Source organism: Bradyrhizobium betae (assembly GCF_004123905.1).
In the GTDB taxonomy this organism is placed as follows: Bacteria; Pseudomonadota; Alphaproteobacteria; order Rhizobiales; family Xanthobacteraceae; genus Bradyrhizobium; species Bradyrhizobium betae_A.
In genome coordinates, this window is the sequence record NZ_MZXW01000016.1 from 57,655 (window position 1) to 81,129 (window position 23,475).

18 protein-coding genes are annotated in these 23,475 nt (G+C 64.2%); 4 read left to right on the forward strand and 14 right to left on the reverse strand.

The window, feature by feature from the left end:
• Window positions 1-11 precede the first annotated feature (11 nt).
• From lpdA to B5V03_RS10455, 11 genes are all read right to left on the reverse strand, one after another.
• Complete coding sequence (gene lpdA / locus B5V03_RS10405; protein ID WP_129269825.1) at window positions 12-1,412, reverse strand: dihydrolipoyl dehydrogenase; 1,401 nt, start codon at window positions 1,410-1,412, stop codon at window positions 12-14.
• A gap of 57 nt (window positions 1,413-1,469) precedes the next feature.
• Window positions 1,470-2,231 (reverse strand): SDR family oxidoreductase, encoded by a 762-nt coding sequence (locus tag B5V03_RS10410; RefSeq protein WP_129269827.1) that lies wholly within the window; start codon window positions 2,229-2,231, stop codon window positions 1,470-1,472.
• Between the two features lie 55 nt (window positions 2,232-2,286).
• Window positions 2,287-3,525, reverse strand: coding sequence for a 2-oxoglutarate dehydrogenase complex dihydrolipoyllysine-residue succinyltransferase (odhB, locus tag B5V03_RS10415; protein ID WP_129269829.1), 1,239 nt, complete (start codon window positions 3,523-3,525; stop codon window positions 2,287-2,289).
• Window positions 3,526-3,684: 159 nt separating this feature from the next.
• Window positions 3,685-6,651, reverse strand: coding sequence for a 2-oxoglutarate dehydrogenase E1 component (locus tag B5V03_RS10420; protein WP_129269831.1), 2,967 nt, complete (start codon window positions 6,649-6,651; stop codon window positions 3,685-3,687).
• A 137-nt stretch (window positions 6,652-6,788) separates the two neighbouring features.
• Window positions 6,789-7,673, reverse strand: coding sequence for a succinate--CoA ligase subunit alpha (gene sucD / locus B5V03_RS10425; protein ID WP_129269833.1), 885 nt, complete (start codon window positions 7,671-7,673; stop codon window positions 6,789-6,791).
• A gap of 34 nt (window positions 7,674-7,707) precedes the next feature.
• On the reverse strand, window positions 7,708-8,187 hold the full coding sequence (locus B5V03_RS10430; protein WP_129269835.1) for a DUF1579 family protein: 480 nt from the start codon (window positions 8,185-8,187) through the stop codon (window positions 7,708-7,710).
• Window positions 8,188-8,191: 4 nt separating this feature from the next.
• Window positions 8,192-9,388: an ADP-forming succinate--CoA ligase subunit beta gene (gene sucC, locus B5V03_RS10435; protein WP_129269837.1), complete on the reverse strand. Its 1,197-nt coding sequence runs from the start codon at window positions 9,386-9,388 to the stop codon at window positions 8,192-8,194.
• A gap of 221 nt (window positions 9,389-9,609) precedes the next feature.
• The gene (gene mdh, locus B5V03_RS10440; RefSeq protein ID WP_027533317.1) at window positions 9,610-10,578 is read right to left on the reverse strand and encodes a malate dehydrogenase; all 969 of its coding nucleotides are present in this window, start codon (window positions 10,576-10,578) and stop codon (window positions 9,610-9,612) included.
• Window positions 10,579-10,825: 247 nt separating this feature from the next.
• Window positions 10,826-12,010, reverse strand: a complete 1,185-nt coding sequence (zapE, locus tag B5V03_RS10445; protein WP_129269839.1) for a cell division protein ZapE — start codon at window positions 12,008-12,010, stop codon at window positions 10,826-10,828.
• A 165-nt stretch (window positions 12,011-12,175) separates the two neighbouring features.
• Window positions 12,176-12,712, reverse strand: a complete 537-nt coding sequence (gene thpR, locus B5V03_RS10450; RefSeq protein WP_129269841.1) for an RNA 2',3'-cyclic phosphodiesterase — start codon at window positions 12,710-12,712, stop codon at window positions 12,176-12,178.
• 176 nt (window positions 12,713-12,888) lie between these two features.
• Entirely contained in the window at window positions 12,889-13,524 is a 636-nt protein-coding gene (locus tag B5V03_RS10455) for an arylesterase (protein ID WP_164988021.1), read from the reverse strand.
• 55 nt (window positions 13,525-13,579) lie between these two features.
• Here B5V03_RS10455 and B5V03_RS10460 point away from each other — a divergent pair, with 55 nt between their 5' ends.
• The 4 genes from B5V03_RS10460 to B5V03_RS10475 all read left to right on the forward strand — a co-directional run bounded on the left by B5V03_RS10460 (window position 13,580) and on the right by B5V03_RS10475 (window position 18,682).
• Complete coding sequence (locus B5V03_RS10460) at window positions 13,580-14,299, forward strand: ABC transporter ATP-binding protein (RefSeq protein WP_129269843.1); 720 nt, start codon at window positions 13,580-13,582, stop codon at window positions 14,297-14,299.
• Entirely contained in the window at window positions 14,296-16,866 is a 2,571-nt protein-coding gene (locus B5V03_RS10465; protein WP_129269845.1) for an ABC transporter permease, read from the forward strand. The genes B5V03_RS10460 and B5V03_RS10465 overlap by 4 nt, the downstream gene beginning before the upstream one ends.
• Window positions 16,867-17,136: 270 nt before the next feature.
• The gene (locus B5V03_RS10470) at window positions 17,137-17,928 is read left to right on the forward strand and encodes a Bax inhibitor-1/YccA family protein (RefSeq protein ID WP_129269847.1); all 792 of its coding nucleotides are present in this window, start codon (window positions 17,137-17,139) and stop codon (window positions 17,926-17,928) included.
• A 223-nt stretch (window positions 17,929-18,151) separates the two neighbouring features.
• Window positions 18,152-18,682 (forward strand): GNAT family N-acetyltransferase, encoded by a 531-nt coding sequence (locus B5V03_RS10475; RefSeq protein ID WP_129269849.1) that lies wholly within the window; start codon window positions 18,152-18,154, stop codon window positions 18,680-18,682.
• A gap of 110 nt (window positions 18,683-18,792) precedes the next feature.
• On the opposite strand, the gene B5V03_RS10480 is transcribed toward B5V03_RS10475, so the two are convergent.
• The 3 genes from B5V03_RS10480 to acnA all read right to left on the reverse strand — a co-directional run bounded on the left by B5V03_RS10480 (window position 18,793) and on the right by acnA (window position 23,331).
• On the reverse strand, window positions 18,793-19,161 hold the full coding sequence (locus tag B5V03_RS10480; protein ID WP_129269851.1) for a DUF2794 domain-containing protein: 369 nt from the start codon (window positions 19,159-19,161) through the stop codon (window positions 18,793-18,795).
• Between the two features lie 450 nt (window positions 19,162-19,611).
• Window positions 19,612-20,388, reverse strand: a complete 777-nt coding sequence (locus tag B5V03_RS10485; protein WP_129269853.1) for a DUF1223 domain-containing protein — start codon at window positions 20,386-20,388, stop codon at window positions 19,612-19,614.
• 222 nt (window positions 20,389-20,610) lie between these two features.
• Window positions 20,611-23,331 carry an aconitate hydratase AcnA gene (gene acnA, locus B5V03_RS10490; protein WP_129269855.1) on the reverse strand — a complete coding sequence of 907 codons (2,721 nt, stop codon included), beginning with the start codon at window positions 23,329-23,331 and terminating at the stop codon, window positions 20,611-20,613.
• Between the last annotated feature and the right edge of the window lie 144 nt (window positions 23,332-23,475).

Genomic DNA, 23,475 nt, shown 5'->3' on the forward strand with positions numbered 1-23,475 from the left:
TGGGCGCGTTCCTACATATGGATGGCCCGCTTGCCGACTGCAAGCGCGGCTTCCTTGACGGCTTCCGAGCGGGTCGGATGCGCGTGGCAGGTGCGCGCGAGATCCTCCGCACTGCCACCGAATTCCATGAGAACGCAGGCTTCATGGATCATTTCGCCGGCCTCGATGCCGATAATGTGCACGCCCAGCACGCGATCGGTCTTCGCATCTGCGAGAATCTTAACGAAGCCATCAGTCGTCTGGTTGACCTTGGAGCGGCCGTTGGCGGTAAAGGGAAACTTTCCGACGGTATAAGCTGTGCCTGCCTGCTTCAGCTCCTCCTCGGTCTTGCCGACGGAGGACACTTCCGGCGTGGTATACACGACGCCTGGGATAACGTCGTAGTTCACGTGGCCGGCCTGCCCCGCGATGATCTCGGCAACCGCCACGCCTTCATCCTCGGCCTTGTGCGCGAGCATCGGGCCCGCGACGACGTCGCCGATGGCATAGACGCCCTTCAGGCTGGTAGCGAAATGCGGATCGATCTGCACGCGGCCGCGGGGATCGAGCGCGACGCCCGCTTCCTTCAGGCCGAGCCCGTCGGTGTACGGCACGCGGCCGATGCAGACGAGCACGACGTCGGCTTCGATCGTCTCGGCAGCGCCGCCGGCGGCGGGCTCGATCGTCGCCTTCAGCGTCTTGCCTGATGTGTCGACGGCGGTGACCTTGGCACCGAGCTTGAACGCAAAGCCCTGCTTCTCGAGGATGCGCTGGAATTGCTTGGCGATCTCGCCGTCCATGCCGGGCAGGATGCGATCGAGGAATTCGACCACGACGACTTCAGCGCCGAGGCGTTTCCATACCGAGCCGAGCTCGAGGCCGATCACGCCGGCGCCGACGATCAGGAGCTTGCCGGGGACCTTGTCGAGCGACAGCGCGCCGGTCGACGACACGATGCGCTTCTCGTCGATCTCGATGCCCTTGAGGCGCGCGATGTCCGAGCCCGTCGCAATCACGATGTTCTTGGTCTCGATCACCTGCGACTTGCCGTCGGCGGAGACTTCGACCTTGCCGGTGCCAAGGATCTTGCCGGTGCCCTTGAGCACGTCGACCTTGTTCTTCTTCATCAGGAACTCGACGCCCTTGACGTTGCCGTCGATGCCCTGCTGCTTGAAGTTCATCATCGCCGGCAATTCGAGCTTCGGCGCCGGAACGCTGATGCCCATCTTGGCGAAGGAGTGCCCGGCTTCCTCGAACATTTCGGACGCGTGCAGCAGCGCCTTCGACGGCATGCAGCCGACATTGAGGCAGGTGCCGCCGAGCGTGGCGTTCTTTTCGACCACGGCGACTTTCATGCCGAGCTGGCTTGCGCGCACCGCGCAGACATAACCGCCAGGTCCGGTGCCGATGACGACGAGATCGTAAGTAGCCATGAGAGAAAGTCCCGTAAGTTTAGCGTGATGAGGATGTGTCAGCGTCCGCGCGGCGCGTCAGCGTCCGCCGGACACATCGAGAGTGGCTGCGGTAACGTAAGACGCCTCGTCCGACATCAACCAGACGATGGCGTTGGCGATTTCGTCGGCGGTGCCGACGCGCTTCATCGGCACCATATGGGCCAGACGATGGTGCCGGTCGGGCTCGCCGCCGGAGGCGTGGATTTCCGTATCGATCAGGCCGGGGCGAATGCCCGCGACGCGAATGCCTTCGCTCGCGACCTCATAACCGAGGCCGATGGTGAAGGAATCGATCGCACCTTTGGAGGCGGCATAATCGACATAAGTATTGGGCGCGCCGAGCTTGGCGGCAACCGATGACAGATTGACGATGACGCCGCCCTTGCCGCCGTGCTTGGTCGACATCCGCTTCACGGCCTCGCGCGCGCAGAGGATGGAGCCGGTGACGTTGACCGCCATCACGCGCTGGATACGCTCGGCCGACATCTCGTCGACGCGCACGCCGCTCTGGCCGACGATACCGCCATTGTTGACGAGCGCACCGAGCGTACCGAACTTGTCGGCTTGCCTGAACAGCTCGACGATATCGCCTTCCTCGGCGACGTCGCATTTCACCGCGATGGCCTTGCCATTGCTGGCCGCGATCTGCGCGACAACCTCGTCGGCCGCCTGCTTGTTGCTGGCATAGCCGACGACGACACGGAAGCCCCGCGCGGCAACCGCGAGCGCCGTGGCGCGACCGATGCCGCGGCTGCCGCCGGTGATGACAACGACTTTATCCGTCAATTCCGCCTCCATCTTTCGACAAACGCCGTCGCCCATGCGGGCGACGGCGTTTTCAAAGCATCAGCGATCAGAGATCGAGCACCAGGCGCGCCGGGTCTTCCAGGCTCTCCTTGACGCGCACCAGGAAGGTGACGGCTTCCTTGCCGTCGATCACGCGGTGATCGTAGGACAACGCCAGATACATCATCGGGCGGACCTCGACCTTGCCGGCGACGACCATCGGCCGCTCCTGGATCTTGTGCATGCCGAGAATGCCGGACTGCGGCGCGTTCAGGATCGGGGTCGACATCAGCGAGCCGTAGATGCCGCCGTTGGTGATGGTGAAGGTGCCGCCCTGCATCTCGTCGATCTTGAGCTGGCCGTCTCGGGCGCGGCGGCCGAAATCGGCGATGCCCTTCTCGATGTCGGCGATCGACTTGTTGTCGCAGTCGCGCACCACGGGCACGACGAGGCCCTTGTCGGTGCCGACGGCGACGCCGATATGGTAATAGTTCTTGTAGATCAGATCGGTGCCGTCGATCTCGGCGTTGACCGCCGGGATGTCCTTCAGGGCCTGCACGACGGCCTTGGTGAAGAAGCCCATGAAGCCGAGCTTGCTGCCGTGCTTCTTCTCGAACGCATCCTTGTAGTGGGCCCGCAGCGCCATGACGTTGGTCATGTCGACCTCGTTGAAGGTCGTCAGCATGGCCGCGGTGTTCTGCACGTCCTTGAGGCGGCGCGCGATGGTCTGGCGCAGGCGGGTCATCTTGACGCGCTCTTCGCGGGCGGCGTCATCGGCCGGCGAAGCGCTGCGCACCTGTACGGCGGCGGCGGGCTGGTTGACCGGGGTCGGCGCGGAGGCCGCACGCTCGATCGCAGCGAGCATGTCGCCCTTGGTGACGCGGCCGTCCTTGCCGGAGCCCGGCACGGTCGAGGCGTCGACGCCGGTCTCGGCGGAGAGCTTTCGCACGGAGGGGGCGAGCGGCGCGTCGGCCGGCGGCGCCTTCGCGGCCGGAGCCGGAGCGGCAGCCGCGGCGGCTGGAGCAGCAGCGGCCGGCTTGGCGGGCGTAGCGGCCGGCTTCGCAGCACCAGCACCGTCGGTGATCTGGCCGAGCAGCGCGCCGACCGCGACGGTCGTGCCGTCGGCGGCGATGATCTCGCTCAGCGTGCCGGCTGAGGGCGCCGGGACTTCGATGGTGACCTTGTCGGTCTCGAGCTCCACCAAGGGCTCGTCGACGGCGACGGCATCGCCGGCCTTCTTGAACCAGCGGCCGATGGTGGCCTCGGTGACGGATTCGCCGAGCGTCGGCACACGAATTTCAGTCATGGTCTTTTCCTTAAGGAGATCGCCAGTGCGTTCATGAATTTCATACGTCATTGCCCGCGGAGGCGGGCAATCCAGTACGCCGTAACCTTCGTGATCAGAACGAACGCCGCGGAATACTGGATGCCCCGCCTTCGCGGGGCATGACACAGTCCAAAATTGCTAGCTCAGTGCTTCGTCCAGGAACGCCTTCAACTGCGCCTGATGCTTGGACATCAGACCAGTGGCGGTCGCGGCGGAAGCGGCGCGGCCGACATAACGCGGACGCCGGCTCACACCGTTGGCCTGGTTCAGCACCCATTCCAGATAGGGCTCGATGAAGTGCCACGCACCCATGTTGCGCGGCTCTTCCTGGCACCAGATCACCTCCGCCTTCTTGAAGCGGGACAGCTCGGCCACCAGCGCCTTCAGCGGCACCGGATAGAGCTGCTCGACGCGCATCAGATAGATGTCGTCGATGCCGCGCTTCTCGCGCTCCTCGTAGAGATCGTAATAGACCTTGCCGGAGCAGAGCACGATGCGGCGGATCTTCTCGTCGGGGACGAGCTTGATGGCCTCGTTCGGCAGCATCTGGGCGTCATCATAGAGGATGCGGTGGAAGGTCGTTCCCTTCGCGAGCTCCTCGAGACGCGAGACCGCCCGCTTGTGACGCAGCAGCGACTTCGGCGTCATCACGATCAGCGGCTTGCGGATCTCGCGATGCAGCTGGCGGCGCAGCACGTGGAAGTAGTTCGCCGGCGTGGTCGGATAGACCACCTGCATGTTGTCTTCCGCGCACATCTGGAGGTAACGCTCCAGACGCGCCGAGGAATGCTCCGGTCCCTGGCCCTCATAGCCGTGCGGCAAGAGGCAGACGAGACCGGACATACGCAGCCATTTGCGCTCGCCCGAGGAGATGAACTGGTCGAACACGACCTGCGCACCGTTGGCGAAGTCGCCGAACTGGGCTTCCCACAGCGTCAGCGTGTTCGGCTCGGCGAGCGAATAGCCGTATTCGAAGCCGAGCACGGCTTCTTCCGACAGCAGCGAGTTGATGACCTCGTAATGGCCCTGCTCGTGGCCGAGATGGTTGAACGGCGTGTAGCGGCTCTCGTCCTCCTGGTCGATCAGGACCGAGTGACGCTGCGAGAAGGTGCCGCGCTCAGAATCCTGTCCGGACAGCCGGACATGGTGGTTTTCGTTGAGCAGCGTGCAGAACGCCAGCGCCTCGCCGGTCGCCCAGTCGATGCCCGTACCGCCGTCGATCGCCTTGGAGCGGTTTTCGAGGAAGCGCTGGATGGTGCGGTGGGCGCGGAAGCCGTCCGGCACCTTGGTGATCTTGCGGCCGATATCCTTCAGCTCGGCGATATCGACGCCGGTCACGCCGCGCCGCGCATCCTCTTCCTGATCGGCGATCTTGAAGCCGGCCCATTTGCCGTCGAGCCAGTCCGCCTTGTTGGGCTTGTAGCCGGAGCCGGCTTCGAGCTCGGCGTCGAGCCGCGCGCGCCAGTCCGCCTTGGCCTTGTCGACCTCGCCCTCGGTCACCACGCCTTCGCTGATCAGGCGGCGGGCGTAGAGCTCGAGCGTGGACGGATGAGCCGCAATCCTCTTGTACATCACCGGCTGGGTGAAGGCCGGCTCGTCGCCCTCGTTATGGCCATGCCTGCGATAGCAAAACATGTCGATGACGACGGGCTTGTGGAACTTCTGCCGGAATTCGGTGGCGACCTTGGCCGCGAACACCACGGCTTCGGGATCGTCGCCGTTCACGTGGAAGATCGGCGCGTCGATCATCTTCGCCACATCCGACGGATAGGGCGAGGAGCGCGAGTAACGCGGATAGGTGGTGAAGCCGATCTGGTTGTTGACGATGAAGTGCACGGAGCCGCCGGTGCGGTAGCCCTTCAGGTCCGACAGGCCGAAGCATTCCGCGACCACGCCCTGGCCGGCGAACGCGGCGTCGCCGTGCATCAAGAGCGGCATCACCGAGATGCGCTGGTCCGGCGGATCGCCATGCTGGTCCTGCTTGGCGCGGACCTTGCCGAGCACCACGGGATCGACGATCTCGAGATGCGAGGGGTTCGCGGTCAGCGACAGATGGATGCGGTTGCCGTCGAACTCGCGGTCCGAGGACGCGCCGAGATGGTATTTGACGTCGCCGGAACCTTCGACCGCGTCGGGATTGGCCGAGCCGCCCTTGAACTCATGGAACAGCGCGCGGTGCGGCTTGCCCATCACCTGCGTCAGCACGTTGAGGCGGCCGCGATGCGGCATGCCGACCACGACTTCCTTCACGCCGAGATTGCCGCCGCGCTTGATGATCTGCTCGAGTGCGGGGATCAGCGATTCGCCGCCATCGAGACCGAAGCGCTTGGTGCCGGTGAACTTGGTGTCGCAGAATTTTTCGAAGCCTTCGGCTTCGACCAGCTTCATCAGGATGGCGCGGCGGCCTTCGCGGGTGAACGAGATCTCCTTGTCCGGGCCCTCGATGCGCTCTTGGATCCAGGCCTTCTGCGCGGCATTGCTGATATGCATGAACTCGACGCCGAGCGTCTGGCAGTAGGTGCGCTCGCAGATCGCGGTGATCTCACGCAGGCTCGCATATTCGAGGCCGAGCACGTGATCGAGGAAGATCTTGCGGTCGAAATCCGCTTCGCTGAAACCGTAGGTGCGGGGGTCGAGCTCTTCGCGATTCTTGGGGGCCTCGATGCCGAGTGGATCGAGCTTGGCGTGGAAGTGGCCGCGCATGCGGTAGGAGCGGATCAGCATCAGCGCGCGGACGGAGTCGCGCGTGGCCTGAAGCACGTCGGCGGAAGAAATGCCACCCTTGTCGCCCGCCTTGGCCTGCGCCTTGGCGGCGATCTTGGCGCCGACCGCCTTCTCGACTTCGGCCCAGTTGCCGTCGAGGGCGGAGGTCAGATCATCCTGCGGGGTCAGCGGCCAGTTGGTCCGCTCCCAGGACGGGCCCTCGGCGTTCTTCCGGACGTCGGCGGGCTGGTCGTTGAGGCTCTTGAAGAATTCCTGCCACTCGGCGTCGACCGAGGACGGGTCCTTCTCGTAGCGGGCGTAGATTTCGTCGATGTAGGTGGCGTTGGTGCCCTGCAAAAAGGAAGAGAGGGCAAAGGCTGCGTTCGCGTCTTGGCGAGACATACTTGAGTTCCTGGCGATTTCGGTTCGCGCATAACAAACGGCGCTGGCGCTGGGCTCCCCGGCAGAGGCCCAGCGCGACAGGCACCATTTATCCTATTTGCTGCGAAACTTCGCCCGGAAAAGCACGAAGAACTGAATTAGCCCTTCAATATTTCGGCAAGCGTGTGGCCGAGGCGGGCGGGAGACGGCGAGACTGTAATTCCTGCCGATTTCATCGCGTCGGTCTTGGAACCGGCGTCGCCCTTGCCGCCCGAGATGATCGCGCCGGCATGGCCCATGCGGCGGCCGGGAGGTGCGGTGACACCGGCGATGAAACCGACCATCGGCTTCTTGCGACCGCGCTTGGCCTCATCCTTGAGGAACTGGGCGGCGTCCTCCTCGGCGGAACCGCCGATCTCGCCGATCATGATGATCGATTCGGTCTTGGGGTCGGCCAGCAGCATTTCCAGCACGTCGATGAACTCGGTTCCCTTGACCGGATCGCCGCCGATGCCGACCGCGGTGGTCTGGCCGAGGCCTTCCTGGGAGGTCTGGAACACGGCCTCATAAGTCAGCGTGCCGGAGCGGGAGACGATGCCGACAGAGCCGGTCTTGAAGATGTTGGCGGGCATGATGCCGATCTTGCACTCGCCGGCGGTCATGACGCCCGGGCAGTTCGGCCCGATCAGGCGCGACTTGGAGCCGGCCAGCGAACGCTTCACGCGCACCATGTCGATGACGGGAATGCCCTCGGTGATGCAGACGATCAGCGGGATCTCGGCATCGATGGCTTCGCAGATCGCATCCGCCGCGCCCGGCGGCGGCACATAGATCACCGACGCATCGGCGCCGGTCTTCTCACGCGCCTCGCGCACGGTGTCGAACACCGGCAGGCCCAGATGCGTCGCGCCGCCTTTGCCTGGCGAAGTGCCGCCGACCATCTTGGTGCCATAGGCAATCGCGGCCTCGGAGTGGAAGGTGCCGTTCTTGCCGGTAAAGCCCTGGCAGATGACCTTGGTGTTCTTGTCGATCAGGATGGACATGAGGTCTGCTTTCGCGAAACTAACGAGTGAGAGATCAGTGGATGCGGCGGTAGACGCCGGTGAGCACGTCAGCCCAACCTTCCGCGTCCGGCGAGAACTGGATCTTCAACGAATAGGAATCGTCGTCGATGATCTCGTAGACGTGGCGCGCATTGCCGCGGAGCGAGCCGCGCACCAGCGTCAGGGTCTTGCCGACCCACCCGCCGGAGGCGGGCGAGGGCGGCGTGTAGCCGAGTGAATCGTACCAGAACAATTTGTAGGTCCGGTCGTCACGGTCCCAGGTGAAGAGGCCATGGGTGGCAAAACTCTGCTTGCCGTCGCGCATCTGGACACTGTCCTGGATCAGGTAGAATCCATTGAGATCCATGCGCGCGACAGTGCGCGAAGTTGCCTGCCCGCCCGCCATCCAGCGCGACGGGAAGACCACCTCTTCGCCATTCCATTCGCCGGCGAACGCGGCGAGGCGCGCGTGCTCGGGAAGCGGGGATGATGCGGCGAGATGGTCCTGGGTCATGGCCTTAGCCTCCCTTGACGGCCTTCACGATCTTCTGCGCGGCATCGTCGAGATTGTCCGCCGGCACCACGTTCAGGCCGGACTCACGGATGATCTTCTTGCCGAGCTCGACATTGGTGCCTTCGAGGCGAACCACCAGCGGCACGCTGAGGCCGACCTCGCGGACGGCTGCCGTGACGCCTTCGGCGATCACGTCGCACTTCATGATGCCACCGAAGATGTTGACCAGGATGCCCTTCACGTTGGGATCGGCGGTGATGATCTTGAAGGCGGCCGCGACCTTCTCCTTGCTGGCGCTGCCGCCGACGTCGAGGAAGTTGGCCGGCGCCATGCCGTAGAGCTTGATGATGTCCATCGTGGCCATGGCGAGACCGGCGCCGTTGACCATGCAGCCGATGTTGCCGTCGAGGGTGACGTAGTTGAGGTCGTATTTCGACGCCTCGATTTCCTTGGCGTCTTCCTCGGTCTCGTCGCGCAGTGCGAGCACGTCGGGATGACGGAACAGGGAGTTGTCGTCGAACGAGACCTTGGCGTCGAGCACGCGGAGCTGACCCTGCTTGGTCACGACCAGCGGGTTGATCTCCAGCATCGACATGTCCTTGGCGACGAACGCCGCGTAGAGCTGCGCGGTGAGCTTCTCGGCCTGCTTGGCGAGGTCGCCGGAGAGCTTCAGCGCATTGGCAACGGTGCGGCCGTGATGGCCCATGATGCCGGTGGCGGGATCGACCGAGAAGGTCACGATCTTCTCAGGGTTGTTGTGCGCGACGTCCTCGATGTTGACGCCGCCTTCGGTCGAGACGACGAACGAGACGCGCGAGGTCTCGCGGTCGACCAGGATCGAGAGATAGAACTCCTTGTCGATGTCGGAGCCGTCCTCGATGTAGAGGCGGTTGACCTGCTTGCCGGCGGGGCCAGTCTGGATCGTCACCAGCGTGGCGCCCAGCATCTGCTTGGCGAACTCGGTGACCTCGGCGGCCGACTTGGCGATGCGGACGCCGCCCTTGTCGCCGGCTGAGGCTTCCTTGAACTTGCCCTTGCCGCGGCCGCCGGCGTGGATCTGGCTCTTCACCACATAGACCGGACCGGGGAGCGCCTTGGCGGCGGCCTCTGCATCGGCGGGCTTCAGGACGGGCACGCCCTTGGAGATCGCTACGCCGAACTCGCTGAGCAGCGCTTTGGCCTGATATTCATGGATATTCATATGGTCGCTCCCTGAACCCGCGGGCGGTGACCACATGGGCCCACCTCAGTCTTGTGGCTGGCATACCATATACCACAGGAACTGCAACACGGATTCTTTGACATCGATCTCTGGACTGCCGACCCGGAAACCCGCCGAGCCATCAACAAGTGTTGCAGCCGGGGTCCGGAAGTGAAACCGCCGAAGACCGGGTTTCGATCTTCGGCGGGATTGTTTTGACCTTAGCGGCCGAGAAGATCGGGTGCGATCTTCTTGCAGGCGTCGACCAGGCCCTGTACCGCGCCGACCGACTTGTCGAAGGCTTCGCGGTCCTTGCCGGCGAGTTCGATCTCGACGACGCGCTCGACGCCCTTGGAGCCGATCACGACGGGCACGCCGACATACATGTCCTTCACGCCGTATTCGCCGTTCAGGTAGGCGGCCGAGGCCAGCACGCGCTTCTTGTCACGCAGATAGCTCTCGGCCATCGCGATCGCCGACGCCGCCGGCGCGTAGAAAGCCGAGCCGGTCTTGAGCAGGTTCACGATCTCGGCGCCGCCGTTACGGGTGCGGTCGACGATCTCGTCGAGGCGCGCCTGCGAGGTCCAGCCCATCTTGACGAGGTCGGGCAGCGGGATGCCGGCCACGGTGGAATACTTCACCAGCGGCACCATGGTGTCGCCATGGCCGCCGAGCACGAAGGCGGTGACGTCTTCGACCGAGACGTTGAACTCGTCGGCCAGGAAGTAGCGGAAGCGCGACGAATCCAGCACGCCGGCCATGCCGACGACCTTCTTGTGCGGCAGGCCGGAGGCCTTCTGCAGCGCCCAGACCATCGCATCGAGCGGGTTGGTGATGCAGATGACGAAGGCGTCGGGGGCGTATTTCTTGATGCCGGCGCCGACCTGCTCCATGACCTTGAGGTTGATGGAGAGGAGATCGTCGCGGCTCATGCCGGGCTTGCGCGGCACGCCGGCGGTGACGATGCAGACTTTTGCGTTGTCGAGCGCCTCGTACGAGTTCGCGCCGGTGTAGTGGGCGTCGAAACCGTCGACCGGCGAGGACTGCGCGATGTCGAGCGCCTTGCCCTGCGGCACGCCCTCGGCGATGTCGAACATCACGACGTCGCCCAGTTCTTTCAGGCCGATGAGGTGAGCCAGCGTTCCGCCGATCTGACCGGAGCCAATCAAAGCAATCTTGTCGCGCGCCATGTGAACCTGTCCTTTAGACACGTAAGGAGGGAAAACTGACTGGGTGGTTATCCTTTTCGCTTCCGCCGTTCAAGTCGGTGGATGCCCAATTGTCGGGCTTGCTGATGCCTGAAGCACGCAGCCCTGTCATTCCGGGGCGCGACGAAGTCGCGAGCCCGGAATCCATCAGGCAACAAACCGTGCTGAGGGATGGGTTCGGGGCTCGTCGCTTCGCGCGCCCCGGAATGACAGCGCTGGCAAATAGGACTTAAGTCTCCACCAGGCCCTTGGTGGAGCCGCTGGCGGTGGAATCCTTGCGGCCGTGAGCCAGCGCCAGATAGGATTCCGAGCTCATCTCGATCAGACGCGAGGCGGTTCGCTTGAACTCCATGGCCTCGTTGCCCTCATGGGCGAGGTAGAGCGAGATCGGATTGGCATCGGCCGAGGCCATCAGCTTCACGGCATTGTCATAGAGCGTATCGATCAGCGTGATGAAGCGCTTGGCGGAATTGCGCTGGGAGACGTCCATCACTGGAATATGGTCGACCAGGATGGTGTGGTAGTCGTGCGCCAGCCTGAGGTAGTCGGATGCGCCGAGCGGCTTCTCGCAGAGGTCGGCAAACGAAAACCGCGCGACGCCATGGGCCGAGCACGGCACGTGCAGGATGCGGCCCTTGATCGAAATATCACGCGACTTGCACTTGGCGTTGCCTGTCATCTTCGACCAGGCGCGGTTGAGCGCTTCGTCGGCATCGCCATCCGCCGGCGTCAGCCACATCGGCACGCCCTGAAGCTTTTCCAGCCGGAAGTCGGTGCGCGCATCGAGCCGCGCCACATCCATGTGGTCGGTGATCTGCTTGATGAAGGGCAGGAACAGCGAACGGTTGAGGCCGCCCTTGTAGAGATCGTCGGGCGCGACGTTGGAGGTTGCGACCACGACGGTGCCAAGCTCGAACAGTTTTGCGAACAGGCGTCCGAGGATCATCGCGTCCGCGATGTCGGTGACGTGGAATTCGTCGAAGCAGAGCAGCCAGCTCTCCTCGAAGATCGCATTCGCCGTGAGCACCATGACGTCGCCATCGGCGATCTCGCCGCGCGCGATGGCCTGGCGATAATCGTAGATGCGCTCGTGCACATCGGCCATGAACTCGTGAAAATGCGCGCGGCGCTTGTGCTCGACGGTCGAGTGCTGGAAGAACAAATCCATCAGCATGGTCTTGCCGCGGCCGACCTCGCCGTGAATGTAGAGCCCGCGCGGCACCTCGTCCTTGTCGCTGCTGAACAGGCGGGCGAGCAGGCCCTGCTTGCGCTGCGGCTTGTAGTTGGCGAGCCGCTGGTCGAGCGCCGCATAGGCCTCGGCGACCTCGGCCTGCGCAGCATCGGGCTCGATCGCGCCTGATACGATCTGGGCCTGGTATGCCTCGCGGAATGATGAATTTGGCGTGGAGAGCATGGCTCTTTACCGCCAGAGATGGGCGGAAATTGCAAGCCGTCAATTGGTGCGGGGCGCTATGCGTTCCGTGTCCCGGACGCGCTGCGGAACCGAAAGCCCGATCACGCGCGTCTTCAACGCGCTATGGTGACGCTGCGCAGCGTCCGGGGCGCACGAGAGTTGCGCTCACTCACATAGCTCGTAGGCGTCCTCGACCACATACGGGCCGCCGCCGGTGGACGCACGCGACGAGAACAGCACGAAGCGTTCGGCCGTGAACGCCTTGCTCGGAAAGTATCCGCGCATCGAAAGATAGTCGGCGACGTCGCGGTCGGTGGCGTCGTGCAGGCGGGCCAGCGTGACATGCGGGATGAACTTGCGTCCCTCGGGGTCGAGGCCGATCCGCTGCATCATGCGTTCGAGCTCGGCCTGCAATTCCATCAGCGGCTTGCTCGGCACAATCGTCGCAACGACTGCCCTCGGTTTGCGGCCGCCAAAACTCGTCAGCCCCTGCACCTTCACCTCGAACGGCTTGCGGTCGACGCGAAACAGCATCGAGGCGATCTCGTTGGCGGACAGGCCGTCGATATCGCCGATGAAGCGCAGGGTGACGTGATAATTTTCGGGATCGATCCAGCGGGCGCCTGGAAGGCCACCTCGCAAATTAGAAAGCGTCTGGCAGACCTCGTCCGGGATTTCCAGACCAGTAAACAAACGCGGCATCGTTTCGCACTCCCGATGCTTGGGCATGATCCCTTGAGAAGAGATCATATCCAAATTTTAGAGCCGGCGACGAATCATCTGTACCTTGATTCCTATCGCGTTTGTGTGACTCTGCGAAGAGTCGCGCGCCTCACTCCGGTAAAACACTGGGAATTAGGGTTAGCGTTGCCTGCTTTTCAACGTCGTTGCTCGCTTATCGTGCCAAGGAATGCCTCCACCATGGGCATCATGTTGCCGACGATGATGTCGACGCCGGCGGCGGTCGGATGAATGCCGTCGGCCTGGTTGAGCTTGGCGTCGGCCGCGACGCCGTCGAGGAAGAACGGATAGAGCGGCACGTCGAATTTTTTCGAAAGATCCGGATAAATCGAATTGAAGCGCGCGGCGTAGTCGGCGCCGTAATTCGGCGGCGCCAGCATGCCACACAGCATCACAGGGATCTTGCGCGCCTTGAGACGCTGGACGATCTCGGTCAGCGCGGCGCGCGTCACATCGGGATCGATGCCGCGCAGCGCGTCGTTGGCGCCGAGTTCGACGATCACCCCCTCGGTTCCGTCAGGGACTGACCAATCGAGCCGGTCGCGGCCGCCGGAGGAGGTGTCGCCCGACACCCCGGCATTGGTCATGTCGACCTCTATACCTTTGGCCTGCAAGGCTTTTTGGAGCTTTGCGGGGAATGCCTGCTGGGCCGGGAGGCCGAGGCCGGCGCTCAGGGAATCGCCGAGAACGACAAGCTTGAGCGGTTTTGTCGCTTCCGCCCAAGCCGGGTTTAGGACCGTCATCAAAGCGAGCATCAACACGGCTATGTGCATGAAGAATCCGTAACGCCTCTCGACCGCGCGTGCGGAGTTGCCATATGACCGGACCATGGACACTCGCATAGAATCCTCTTCGCTCACCGCCTCGGCGGACACCATCGCCATCTCCAACGTCAACCTGTCATTGGGATCGGGGGCGGCACGCGTTCACATCCTCAAGGATATCAGCTTGCGGGTCGGCTCGGGCGAGACGATCGGCCTGATCGGCCCGTCAGGCTCGGGCAAATCCACGCTGCTGATGGTGATGGCGGGGCTGGAGCGTCCTGATAGCGGAGAGGTGGTGGTGTCAGGCACACCTTTCAATGCCCTCGACGAGGACGCGCTGGCGCGCTTCCGCGGCCGCCAGGTCGGCATCGTCTTCCAGTCCTTCCATCTGATCCCGACCATGACGGCGCTGGAAAACGTCGCCGTGCCGCTCGAGCTTGCCGGCAATCCGGATGCTGCGAAGCGCGCGGCGCAGGAGCTGCAATCGGTCGGGCTTGGCGACCGCCTGCATCACTATCCGACGCAGCTGTCCGGCGGCGAGCAGCAGCGCGTCGCGCTCGCGCGCGCACTGGCGCCCGATCCCGCCATCCTTGTCGCGGACGAGCCGACCGGCAATCTCGACGAGACGACCGGAAAGCAGATCGTCGATCTGCTTTTCACCAAGCATGCCGAGCGCGGCATGACGCTGGTGCTGGTCACCCACGATTCCTCGCTGGCGCACCGCTGCGACCGCGTCATCCGCCTGCGCTCCGGCCGCATCGACACGCAGTCCGCCCCCGCATGAGCGCAGCTGTCGAACCGTTCGCGAAGCCCAACGGCGTCGCGCTGGCGCTGCGTTATGCGCTGCGCGAATTGCGCGGCGGCCTGCGCGGCTTCTACGTCTTCATCGCCTGCATCGCGCTTGGCGTGATGGCGATCGCCGGCGTCGGCTCGGTCTCGGCGAGCCTCTCCGACGGTCTCGCCCGCGAGGGCCGCACGCTGCTCGGCGGCGACGTTTCGTTCGTGCTGTTCCAGCGCGAGGCCAAACCCGAAGAGGTCGCCTTCCTGCGCTCACGCGGCACCGTCTCGACCGCGGCGACCTTGCGCGGCATGGCGCGCTCGGCTGACGGCCAGCTCGCACTGGTCGAGATGAAGGCGGTCGACGGTACCTATCCAATGCTCGGACAGCTGACGCTCGCGCCGCAGCTGCCGATGTCCGATCTCCTCGCAGAACGTGACGGCGCGTTCGGCGCCGCCGCCGATCCGACGCTGCTGGCCCGGATGTCGCTCAAGACCGGCGACCGCGTCACTGTCGGGTCCGCGACGTTCCAGATCCGCAGCACCGTCGAAGCCGAGCCCGACAAGCTCGCCGGCGGCATCGGTTTTGGACCGCGCTTCCTGATCAGCGAGGCGGGCCTGAAGGCCACCGGCCTGATCCAGCCCGGCAGCCTGGTGCGCTGGGTCTACCGGGTCAAACTGCCCGATGCCGCCAACAGCGAGCGCGCGACCGAGGCCTTCATCGCGGATTCGCGCAACGCCGCGCCGCAGGCCGGCTGGGAAGTCCGCAGCCGCTCCAACGCCTCGCCGCAGCTCGAACGCAACATCAGCCGCTTCACCCAGTTTTTGACGCTGGTCGGCCTCGCCGCGCTGCTGGTCGGCGGCGTCGGCGTCGCCAATGCCGTGAAGAGCCATATCGACCGCAAGCTCGAGGTGATCGCGGCCTTCAAGGCTGTCGGCGCCACCGGCCGCGACGTGTTCGGCATCTATCTCGCGCAGGTCCTGCTGCTGGCCGCGATCGGTTCGGTGATCGGGCTGGCGCTCGGCGCCGCCATGCCGTTCGCCATCGTCGGGCTGTTCGGCAAGCTATTGCCGCTGCCGGTGGTGCCGGCGGTGCATGCCGACGAGCTCGCGCTGTCCTTCGTCTACGGCCTGCTCACCGCGCTCGCCTTCGGCCTGTGGCCGCTCGGGCGCGTGCATGATGTGCCTGTCGCAGCGCTGTTCCGCGACACCATCAGCTCCGAATGGCACCGGCCGCGCCTGGGCTATCTACTGTTCATGGCCGTCGTGGTCGCGCTGCTCATTGCGGTGGTGATCGGGCTCTCATTCGACAAGCGCATCGCCGCCGTGTTCGTGGCCTCATCCGTCGTCGTGTTCGCGCTGCTGCGCGGCATCGCGGCCCTCTTGATGACGATCGCACGGCGGCTGCCGCGGTCGCGGCTGCCGATGCTGCGGCTGGCGGTCGCCAACATCCACCGGCCCGGCGCGCTGACGCCCTCGGTCGTGCTGTCGCTGGGCCTGGGCTTGGCCGTGCTCGTCACCATCACCCAGATCGACGGCAATCTGCGCCGGCAGTTCCTGGCCGCGCTGCCCGAGCACGCGCCGTCGTTCTTCTTCATCGACATCCCGAGCACGCAGGCCGCACCGTTCGACGATTATTTGCGCCAGATCGCGCCTGGTGCGAAGGTCGAGGACGTGCCAATGCTGCGCGGTCGCATCGTCGGAGCGCGCGGGGTGCGCGCCGAGGAGCTCAAGCCCACCACCGATTCGGAATGGGTGCTGCAAAGCGACCGCGGCCTGACTTATACCGCCGAGCTGCCGAAGGGCTCCAAGGTGGTCGAGGGCGAATGGTGGAGCGCGGACTATTCCGGGCCGCCGCTGGTCTCGATGGAGAAGAAGATCGCGGACGGGCTGGGCCTCAAGCTCGGCGACGAAATCGTGGTCAACGTGCTCGGCCGCGACATCCCCGCCAGGATCGGCAATCTGCGCACCATCGACTGGCAGGGCCTCGGCATCAATTTCGTCCTCGTATTCTCGCCGAACGCCTTCAAGGGCGCGCCGCACACCCACATCGCGACGCTGACGGAAAGCGGCGGCACTGCCGAGGCCGACGGCAAGATCATCAAGCAGGTCGCCGACGCCTACCCCATGGTGACCAGCGTGCGCGTGCGCGAGGTGATGGAGACGGTCGGATCGGTAGTCACCAATCTGGCGCTGGCGATCCGTGGCGCCAGCGCGATCACCCTGATCTCGGCGATCCTGGTGCTGGGCGGGGCGCTCGCCGCCGGCCATCGCCACCGGGTCTACGATGCCGTGATCCTCAAGACCCTCGGCGCGACGCGGCTGCGGCTGCTCGGCGCCTATGCCCTCGAATACCTCCTGATCGGGCTTGCCACCGCGATGTTCGGCGTGATCGCCGGCAGCATCGCCGCCTGGATGATCGTGACGCGGCTGATGACGCTGAGCTTCGTCTGGCAGGCCGGCAGCGCGGCCGGCGTCGTCGTGGCCGCCCTCATCGTCACGGTCGGGCTCGGGCTCGCCGGCACGCTGCTGGCGTTGAACAAAAAGCCCGCCACGGTGTTGCGGAATTTGTGACAAATGGTAGCGGGTGGCCGCGCGGTGTCGAAATCGCACGATTCCAGCGATTAACCACGTCCGCTCGTCTGGATTGTAGCCAAGGGCGACATTCGGCCGCGCGTGGACGGTTGCAGCGAATGTGTTAGTTTCCCACATATCGAGTGGGTTCGGAGCCCCGATTGTGAGCCAGAATTTAGTCGGCAGGCATCGGTATCCGAGATAGAATTTGACGAACCGGCGGCATGGCGACCCTCATGCCGGACCGGGCTAACCAACGGGAATTCGACCATGTCGGACCTTGACCGTAACTACGCTTCTCCTTTCGGCAGGGCCGCCGGGCGTGTTGACGCCGCGACGGTCGACGCCGGCCTGCGCGCCTACATGCTGCGCATCTACAATTACATGAGCATCGGCCTGGCCATCACCGGCTTGGCCGCGCTCGGCGTCTACATGGCTGCCGTGACCGACGTTCCGACCCCGGAAGCCGTTCGCGTCGGCAAGCTGTTCCTGACGCCGTTCGGCTACGCGATGTTCGTCAGCCCCCTGAAGTGGCTGTTCATGCTCGCGCCGCTCGCCATGGTGTTCGTGATATCGGCGGGCATCAACCGTCTCGCGCCCTCGACCGCCCAGATCCTGTTCTGGGTGTTCGCAGCGCTGATGGGTGTCTCGCTGTCGTCGATCTTCCTGGTGTTCACCCACACCTCGATCGTGCGGGTGTTCTTCATCACCGCGGCGACCTTCGGTGCGCTCAGCCTCTACGGCTACACCACCAAGCGTGACCTGACCGGGATGGGCTCGTTCCTGTTCATGGGCCTGATCGGCATCATCATCGCCAGCCTGGTGAACCTGTTCCTGGCCAGCACGATGCTCCAGTTCATCGTCTCCGTGGTCGGCGTGCTGGTGTTCGCGGGCCTCACCGCCTGGGATACGCAGCGGTTGAAGAACGACTACATCTACGGCTACGCTTCGGCCGGGGGTGACATCGCAGAGCGTGCGGCCATCACCGGCGCGCTGTCGCTGTACCTGAACTTCATCAATCTGTTCACGCTGCTGCTGCAGCTCCTCGGCCAGCGCGACTAAGCGATCGGCCAGAGAGAACGGACACGAACCCCGGCCGAGAGGCCGGGGTTTTTGTTTGGGGCTCGTGACTTCTCCCCCGTCATTGCGAGGAGCTCTTGCGACGAAGCAATCCAGAGTCCCTCCGCGGATGCATTTCTGGATTGCTTCGCTGCGCTCGCAATGACGAGAGGGGCAACGCCGTTGGCCCTTCCAGCCGCCGTGGGAAGGCATTAATCTCGCCCCCATGTCCGCACCCGAAATCAGGCCCACCACTGAGGCCGACCTTCCCGCCATCACCGCCATCTACCAGCAGGCTGTCCGCGAGGGCACCGCGACGTTCGAGCTGGAGCCGCCTGACCTCACCGAGATGACGCGCCGCTATCGCGCGCTGGTCGACGGCGGCTATCCCTATTTCGTCGCCATCCTCGACGGACGCGTGGCCGGCTACGCCTATGCCGGTGCCTACCGGCCGCGGCCGGCCTATCGCTTCACGGTCGAGAACTCGATCTATCTCGATCCCGGCTTCCATCGCCGCGGCATCGGCTCGTTGCTGCTGGAGCGGCTGATCACCGAATGCGAGGCGCGCGGCTTCCGCCAGATGATCGCGGTGATCGGCGATTCCGCCAATGCTGGCTCGATCGGCGTGCACACCAGGGGCGGCTTCAAGATGATCGGCACGCACCCCAATGTCGGGCTGAAATTCGGCCGCTGGCTGGACACGGTGATGATGCAGCGGGATCTTGGCGAGGGTGCGGGGACAGTGCCAACAAAGTAGGTCTCGTAGGGTGGGCAAAGCGTAGCGTGCCCACGCATTTGTCACGATTGAAAAAAGACGTGGGCACGGCGCTACGCGCCTTTGCCCACCCTACGGCACCGATCGTGTCGTCAGACCACCGCCAGCTTCCGATCGATCACCAGCAGCACGCGCTCGAGCTCGTGGCCACGGCGCAGGATCAGGCCGGTCGCCGAGATCACGCTGTACATGCCCTGCTTGCGCGCGAGGCGCGGATCCTTCTCGATCCGATAGATCGGCACCTCCGAGGCGCGGCGGAAGACCGAGAACACGGCGCGGTCCTTCAGGAAATCGATGGCATAGTCGCGCCATTCGCCGTCGGCGACCATGCGGCCGTAGAGATTGAGAATGCGGTGCAGCTCGAGCCGGTTGAACGTCACCCGGTTCGGCTGCGTCGTCGCAGCGGCGGGATGCGCCGCCGCGCGCTGCCCGCTCGGATCGGCATCCTCCGACAGACTCATGGAACGCCTCCTGACGTATCAGCACGATCGCGTCCGCGAAGACCGTCCCCGAGCCGCGGATCATGACAATTGCATGATCGCGCCAACTGTTCCCCTCCGCAAGAGGCTCCTCATTCAACTCATCGAATCGGTTACGAATCATGACACACGCCACGGTGGAACTCTGTCGCGGCGATCCGTCACGGGATCGTTAGCAGGAATCATAGTGTCGCCGCTTTTCCGCCAAGCGCCTGCCGCCCTGCACTGCGAAAACACCTGTGTGCGTTGACCCGGTCCTTTCGGTTCCGGATTCCTCAGCCCCCAGCCCCCCGGGGTCGAACAGGATCGGGTCTGTACGCACGACAAGGAGGGCCAACGCAAGTTGGTCCTTTTTTGTTTGTACCGGGATGTTTCTGGCTCTCGCCATTCCGGGCCGCGCCTCTTGGCGCGAACCCGGAATGACGAAGACTGTCAGTGCAGCGACGTGTAGGCCGCGCCGAGCATCGGGCCCGGCTTCTCGCGGCTGCCGTCCTGGACATAGACCACCGCGCCGTCGACGCCATCGCGCGTGAGGTTTTCCAGCGGCACCGTCCAGCTTTCCGGACGTCCGTTCCAGTCGCCGACCTTGAGCAGGTTGCGGACGACGTTGTGATAGGTGAGTTGCTGTCCGCGATTTTCGCCCTTGGCGATCGAGATCGGCACCGATTTCGTGATCGAGCAGATCCAGACTTCGCCGTGCGAGATCGCCGGCTCCTTGCTCGCGGCCACCGAGACGTTGATCTGCTTGCCCGAGAGGGACATCGTCACCGGCACGCTCATAACGCCGGCGCTGTTGTCGGTCTTGCCGATTGCGCTCTCGATGCCGGCACGATCACTGCCGATCACATGCGCCGAGCCGTTGACCACGACTTGCGGCGTGTAGACCTCGCGGTCGCCGCGCATCCGCGAATAGGCGCGCTGCCGCGCCGAGAAGCGCGAATCCGCGAGCGTGTCCTTCCAGCCGAGATAATCCCAATAATCGATCGGCATGCTCAGCGCGATGATCGAGGGATCGCTGGAGAGGTCGCCGATGACCTTGTCGGCGGGCGGGCAGGACGAACAGCCCTGCGAGGTGAAGAGCTCGACCACGGCGCGGGGATCAGCCTCGGCGGGACGGATGACGGCGACGATCGCGCAGATACCGAGTGCTCCCGACCAGAAGGCACCGGACCAGCGCGAAACCAGATGAGAAGCCGTCATTGTTGTCATGTCGAACGCCGCACACCATTGCTCGTGAGAAAGGGAAATCTTATCGCCTGATGGTCACCGTAGTCTTACGGGCGCGGCACATCCAACCATCCTGGGCGGGGTTACCGCCCGGAAGGGCCCATCTGAATCGTGCCGCAAACGCGCGAAGGCGGCCTTGTGATAGGCCGCCTTCGTTTAACCTTCTACTCACGTCGCAGTGAGCCACCGTTCACAAATTCGCGCTTAGGCCGCGAGCTTGCGCAGCACGTAGTGCAGAATACCGCCGTTCCGGTAGTAATCGAGCTCGTCCAGCGTATCGATGCGGCAAAGCAGCGAAACGCGCTGCAACGAACCGTCGCCGGAGACGATCTCCGCGGTCAGCTTCTGGCGCGGCTTCAGATCGCCGACGAGACCGCGCAGCGTGACCTTCTCGTCGCCCTTCAGGCCGAGCGACGACCAGGAAGTGCCGTCCTCGAAAGTCAGCGGCAGCACGCCCATACCGACGAGATTCGAGCGATGGATGCGCTCGAAGCTCTGGCAGATCACGGCGCGCACGCCGAGCAGACGGGTGCCCTTCGCAGCCCAGTCGCGCGAGGAGCCGTTGCCATATTCAGCGCCGGCGAACACCACCAGCGGCACCTGCTCCTGCTGGTACTTCATCGCGGCGTCGTAGATCGACATCTGCTCGCCGTCGGGCCAGTGCTTGGTGAGGCCGCCTTCGGGAATGTTGCCATCCGCGCCCTTGAGCATGAAATTCTTGATGCGGATGTTGGCGAAGGTGCCGCGCATCATGACTTCATGGTTACCGCGACGCGTGCCGTACTGGTTGAAGTCGGCGGGACGCACCTGGTGCTCGCTGAGATATTTGCCCGCGGGCGAGGTCAGCTTGATCGAACCGGCCGGCGAGATGTGGTCGGTGGTGATCTTGTCGCCGAACATGGCGAGAATGCGCGCCTCGACGATATCGGTGACCGGCTCCGGCTCCTTCTTCATGCCGTCGAAGTAAGGCGGGTTCTGCACGTAGGTCGAAGACATGTTCCAGCGATAGGTCTCGCTCTCGACCGTCTTGATCTTGCGCCAGTTGGTGTCGCCCTTGAACACGTCGGCATACTTCTTCTTGAAGATCGCCGCGGTCACGAACTTCTTCATGAAGGCGTTGATTTCCTTGGTCGTCGGCCAGATGTCCTTGAGGTACACCGGCTTGCCGTCCTTGCCTTCGCCGAGCGGCTCGACGGCGAGGTTCTTGGTGACGCTGCCGGCGAGCGCGTGGGCGACGACCAGCGGCGGCGAGGCGAGATAGTTCGCCTGCACGTCCGGCGAGACGCGGCCTTCGAAGTTGCGGTTACCGGACAGCACGGCAGCGGCGACGATGCCGTTGTCGTTGATCGACTTCGAGATCTCTTCCGGCAGCGGGCCTGAATTGCCGATACAGGTGGTGCAGCCGAAGCCGACCAGGTTGAAGCCGACCTTGTCGAGATCGGCCTGCAGACCGGAATCGGCGAGATAGCCCGCGACCACCTGGCTGCCCGGGGCGAGCGAGGTCTTCACCCACGGCTTTGCCTTGAGGCCCTTGGCGGCAGCGTTACGCGCCAGGAGACCAGCGCCGATCAGCACGCTCGGGTTCGAGGTGTTGGTGCAGGACGTGATCGCGGCGATGACGACGTCGCCATGGCCGATCTCAAAGTTCTTGCCTTCCACGGCAAAACGCTTCGTCGGCTCCTCGGTCTTCTTGTATTCGGTGCCGAGCGCGAGCGAAAAACCTTCGGCGACCGACGGCAGCGCGATGCGGCCTTCGGGACGCTTCGGGCCGGCCATCGACGGCACCACGTCGGCGAGGTCGAGCGTCAGCGTCTCCGTGAACACCGGATCAGCCGACTTGGCGGTGCGGAACAGCCCTTGCGCCTTGGCATAGGCCTGTACCAGCGCGACGCGCGCCGGAGCGCGGCCGGAGGTCTTGAGGTAATCGAGCGCAGCGGCATCGACCGGGAAGAAGCCGCAGGTCGCGCCGTATTCGGGCGCCATGTTGGCGATGGTCGCCTTGTCGGCGACGGAGAGATTGTCGAGGCCGGGGCCGAAGAACTCGACGAACTTGCCGACCACGCCGAGCTTGCGCAGCATCTGCGTCACGGTCAGCACGAGGTCGGTCGCGGTGACGCCTTCCTTCATCGCGCCCTTCAGCTTGAAGCCGACGACGGTGGGCAGCAGCATCGACAGCGGCTGGCCGAGCATGCAGGCTTCCGCCTCGATGCCGCCGACGCCCCAGCCGAGCACGGCGAGACCGTTGACCATGGTGGTGTGGGAATCGGTGCCGACCAGAGAATCCGGATAGGCAACCTCGAAGGTGCCGGTCTTCTTGCCGACCGTCATCTTCTCCTTCTTGGTCCAGACCGTCTGGGAGAGATATTCGAGATTGACCTGGTGGCAGATGCCGGTGCCGGGCGGCACGACGGAGAAGTTCGAGAATGCCTTCTGGCCCCACTTCAGGAACTCGTAGCGCTCCTGGTTCTGCTTGTATTCCTCGGTGACGTTCTTGCCGAAGGCCTTGTTGTCACCGAAGAAGTTCACGATCACGGAGTGGTCGATAACGAGGTCGACCGGCACCAGCGGATTGATCTTCTCGGCGTCGCCACCGAGCTTCTGCATCGCGTTGCGCATCGCGGCGAGGTCGACCACCGCGGGAACGCCGGTGAAATCCTGCATCAGCACGCGGGCCGGGCGGAACGCGATCTCATGCTCCAGCGACTTCTTGCGCAGCCACTTCGACACCGCGACCAGGTCTTCCTTCTTGACGGTGCGGCCGTCTTCGTTGCGGAGGAGATTTTCGAGCAGCACCTTCATCGAATAGGGAAGCTTGGAAATTCCCTTCAGACCATTCTTCTCGGCCGTGGGCAGGCTGTAATAGACATAGGTCTTGGCGCCGACCTTGAGGGTCTTTTTGCATTTGAAGCTGTCGAGCGAGGTCATGTAGGGAAATCCCAATTGTTAGTTATACCCGGCAGGGGGTATTTTAACACCGTCAGCGAAACCGGCTGGATCGCTTGCAGGGGCGGGTTGAGTGTGCTGCATCAAGTAGTTCCCGGCTTATAGAAGCTTTCTAACCGCGCCGCC

Coding starts and splice junctions, on each gene's coding strand:
- lpdA (WP_129269825.1), bottom strand. CDS start 1,412: ATGGCTACTTACGATCTCGTCGTCATCGGCACCGGACCTGGCGGTTAT.
- B5V03_RS10410 (WP_129269827.1), bottom strand. CDS start 2,231: ATGGAGGCGGAATTGACGGATAAAGTCGTTGTCATCACCGGCGGCAGC.
- odhB (WP_129269829.1), bottom strand. CDS start 3,525: ATGACTGAAATTCGTGTGCCGACGCTCGGCGAATCCGTCACCGAGGCC.
- B5V03_RS10420 (WP_129269831.1), bottom strand. CDS start 6,651: ATGTCTCGCCAAGACGCGAACGCAGCCTTTGCCCTCTCTTCCTTTTTG.
- sucD (WP_129269833.1), bottom strand. CDS start 7,673: ATGTCCATCCTGATCGACAAGAACACCAAGGTCATCTGCCAGGGCTTT.
- B5V03_RS10430 (WP_129269835.1), bottom strand. CDS start 8,187: ATGACCCAGGACCATCTCGCCGCATCATCCCCGCTTCCCGAGCACGCG.
- sucC (WP_129269837.1), bottom strand. CDS start 9,388: ATGAATATCCATGAATATCAGGCCAAAGCGCTGCTCAGCGAGTTCGGC.
- mdh (WP_027533317.1), bottom strand. CDS start 10,578: ATGGCGCGCGACAAGATTGCTTTGATTGGCTCCGGTCAGATCGGCGGA.
- zapE (WP_129269839.1), bottom strand. CDS start 12,010: ATGCTCTCCACGCCAAATTCATCATTCCGCGAGGCATACCAGGCCCAG.
- thpR (WP_129269841.1), bottom strand. CDS start 12,712: ATGCCGCGTTTGTTTACTGGTCTGGAAATCCCGGACGAGGTCTGCCAG.
- B5V03_RS10455 (WP_164988021.1), bottom strand. CDS start 13,524: ATGCACATAGCCGTGTTGATGCTCGCTTTGATGACGGTCCTAAACCCG.
- B5V03_RS10460 (WP_129269843.1), top strand. CDS start 13,580: ATGGACACTCGCATAGAATCCTCTTCGCTCACCGCCTCGGCGGACACC.
- B5V03_RS10465 (WP_129269845.1), top strand. CDS start 14,296: ATGAGCGCAGCTGTCGAACCGTTCGCGAAGCCCAACGGCGTCGCGCTG.
- B5V03_RS10470 (WP_129269847.1), top strand. CDS start 17,137: ATGTCGGACCTTGACCGTAACTACGCTTCTCCTTTCGGCAGGGCCGCC.
- B5V03_RS10475 (WP_129269849.1), top strand. CDS start 18,152: ATGTCCGCACCCGAAATCAGGCCCACCACTGAGGCCGACCTTCCCGCC.
- B5V03_RS10480 (WP_129269851.1), bottom strand. CDS start 19,161: ATGAGTCTGTCGGAGGATGCCGATCCGAGCGGGCAGCGCGCGGCGGCG.
- B5V03_RS10485 (WP_129269853.1), bottom strand. CDS start 20,388: ATGACAACAATGACGGCTTCTCATCTGGTTTCGCGCTGGTCCGGTGCC.
- acnA (WP_129269855.1), bottom strand. CDS start 23,331: ATGACCTCGCTCGACAGCTTCAAATGCAAAAAGACCCTCAAGGTCGGC.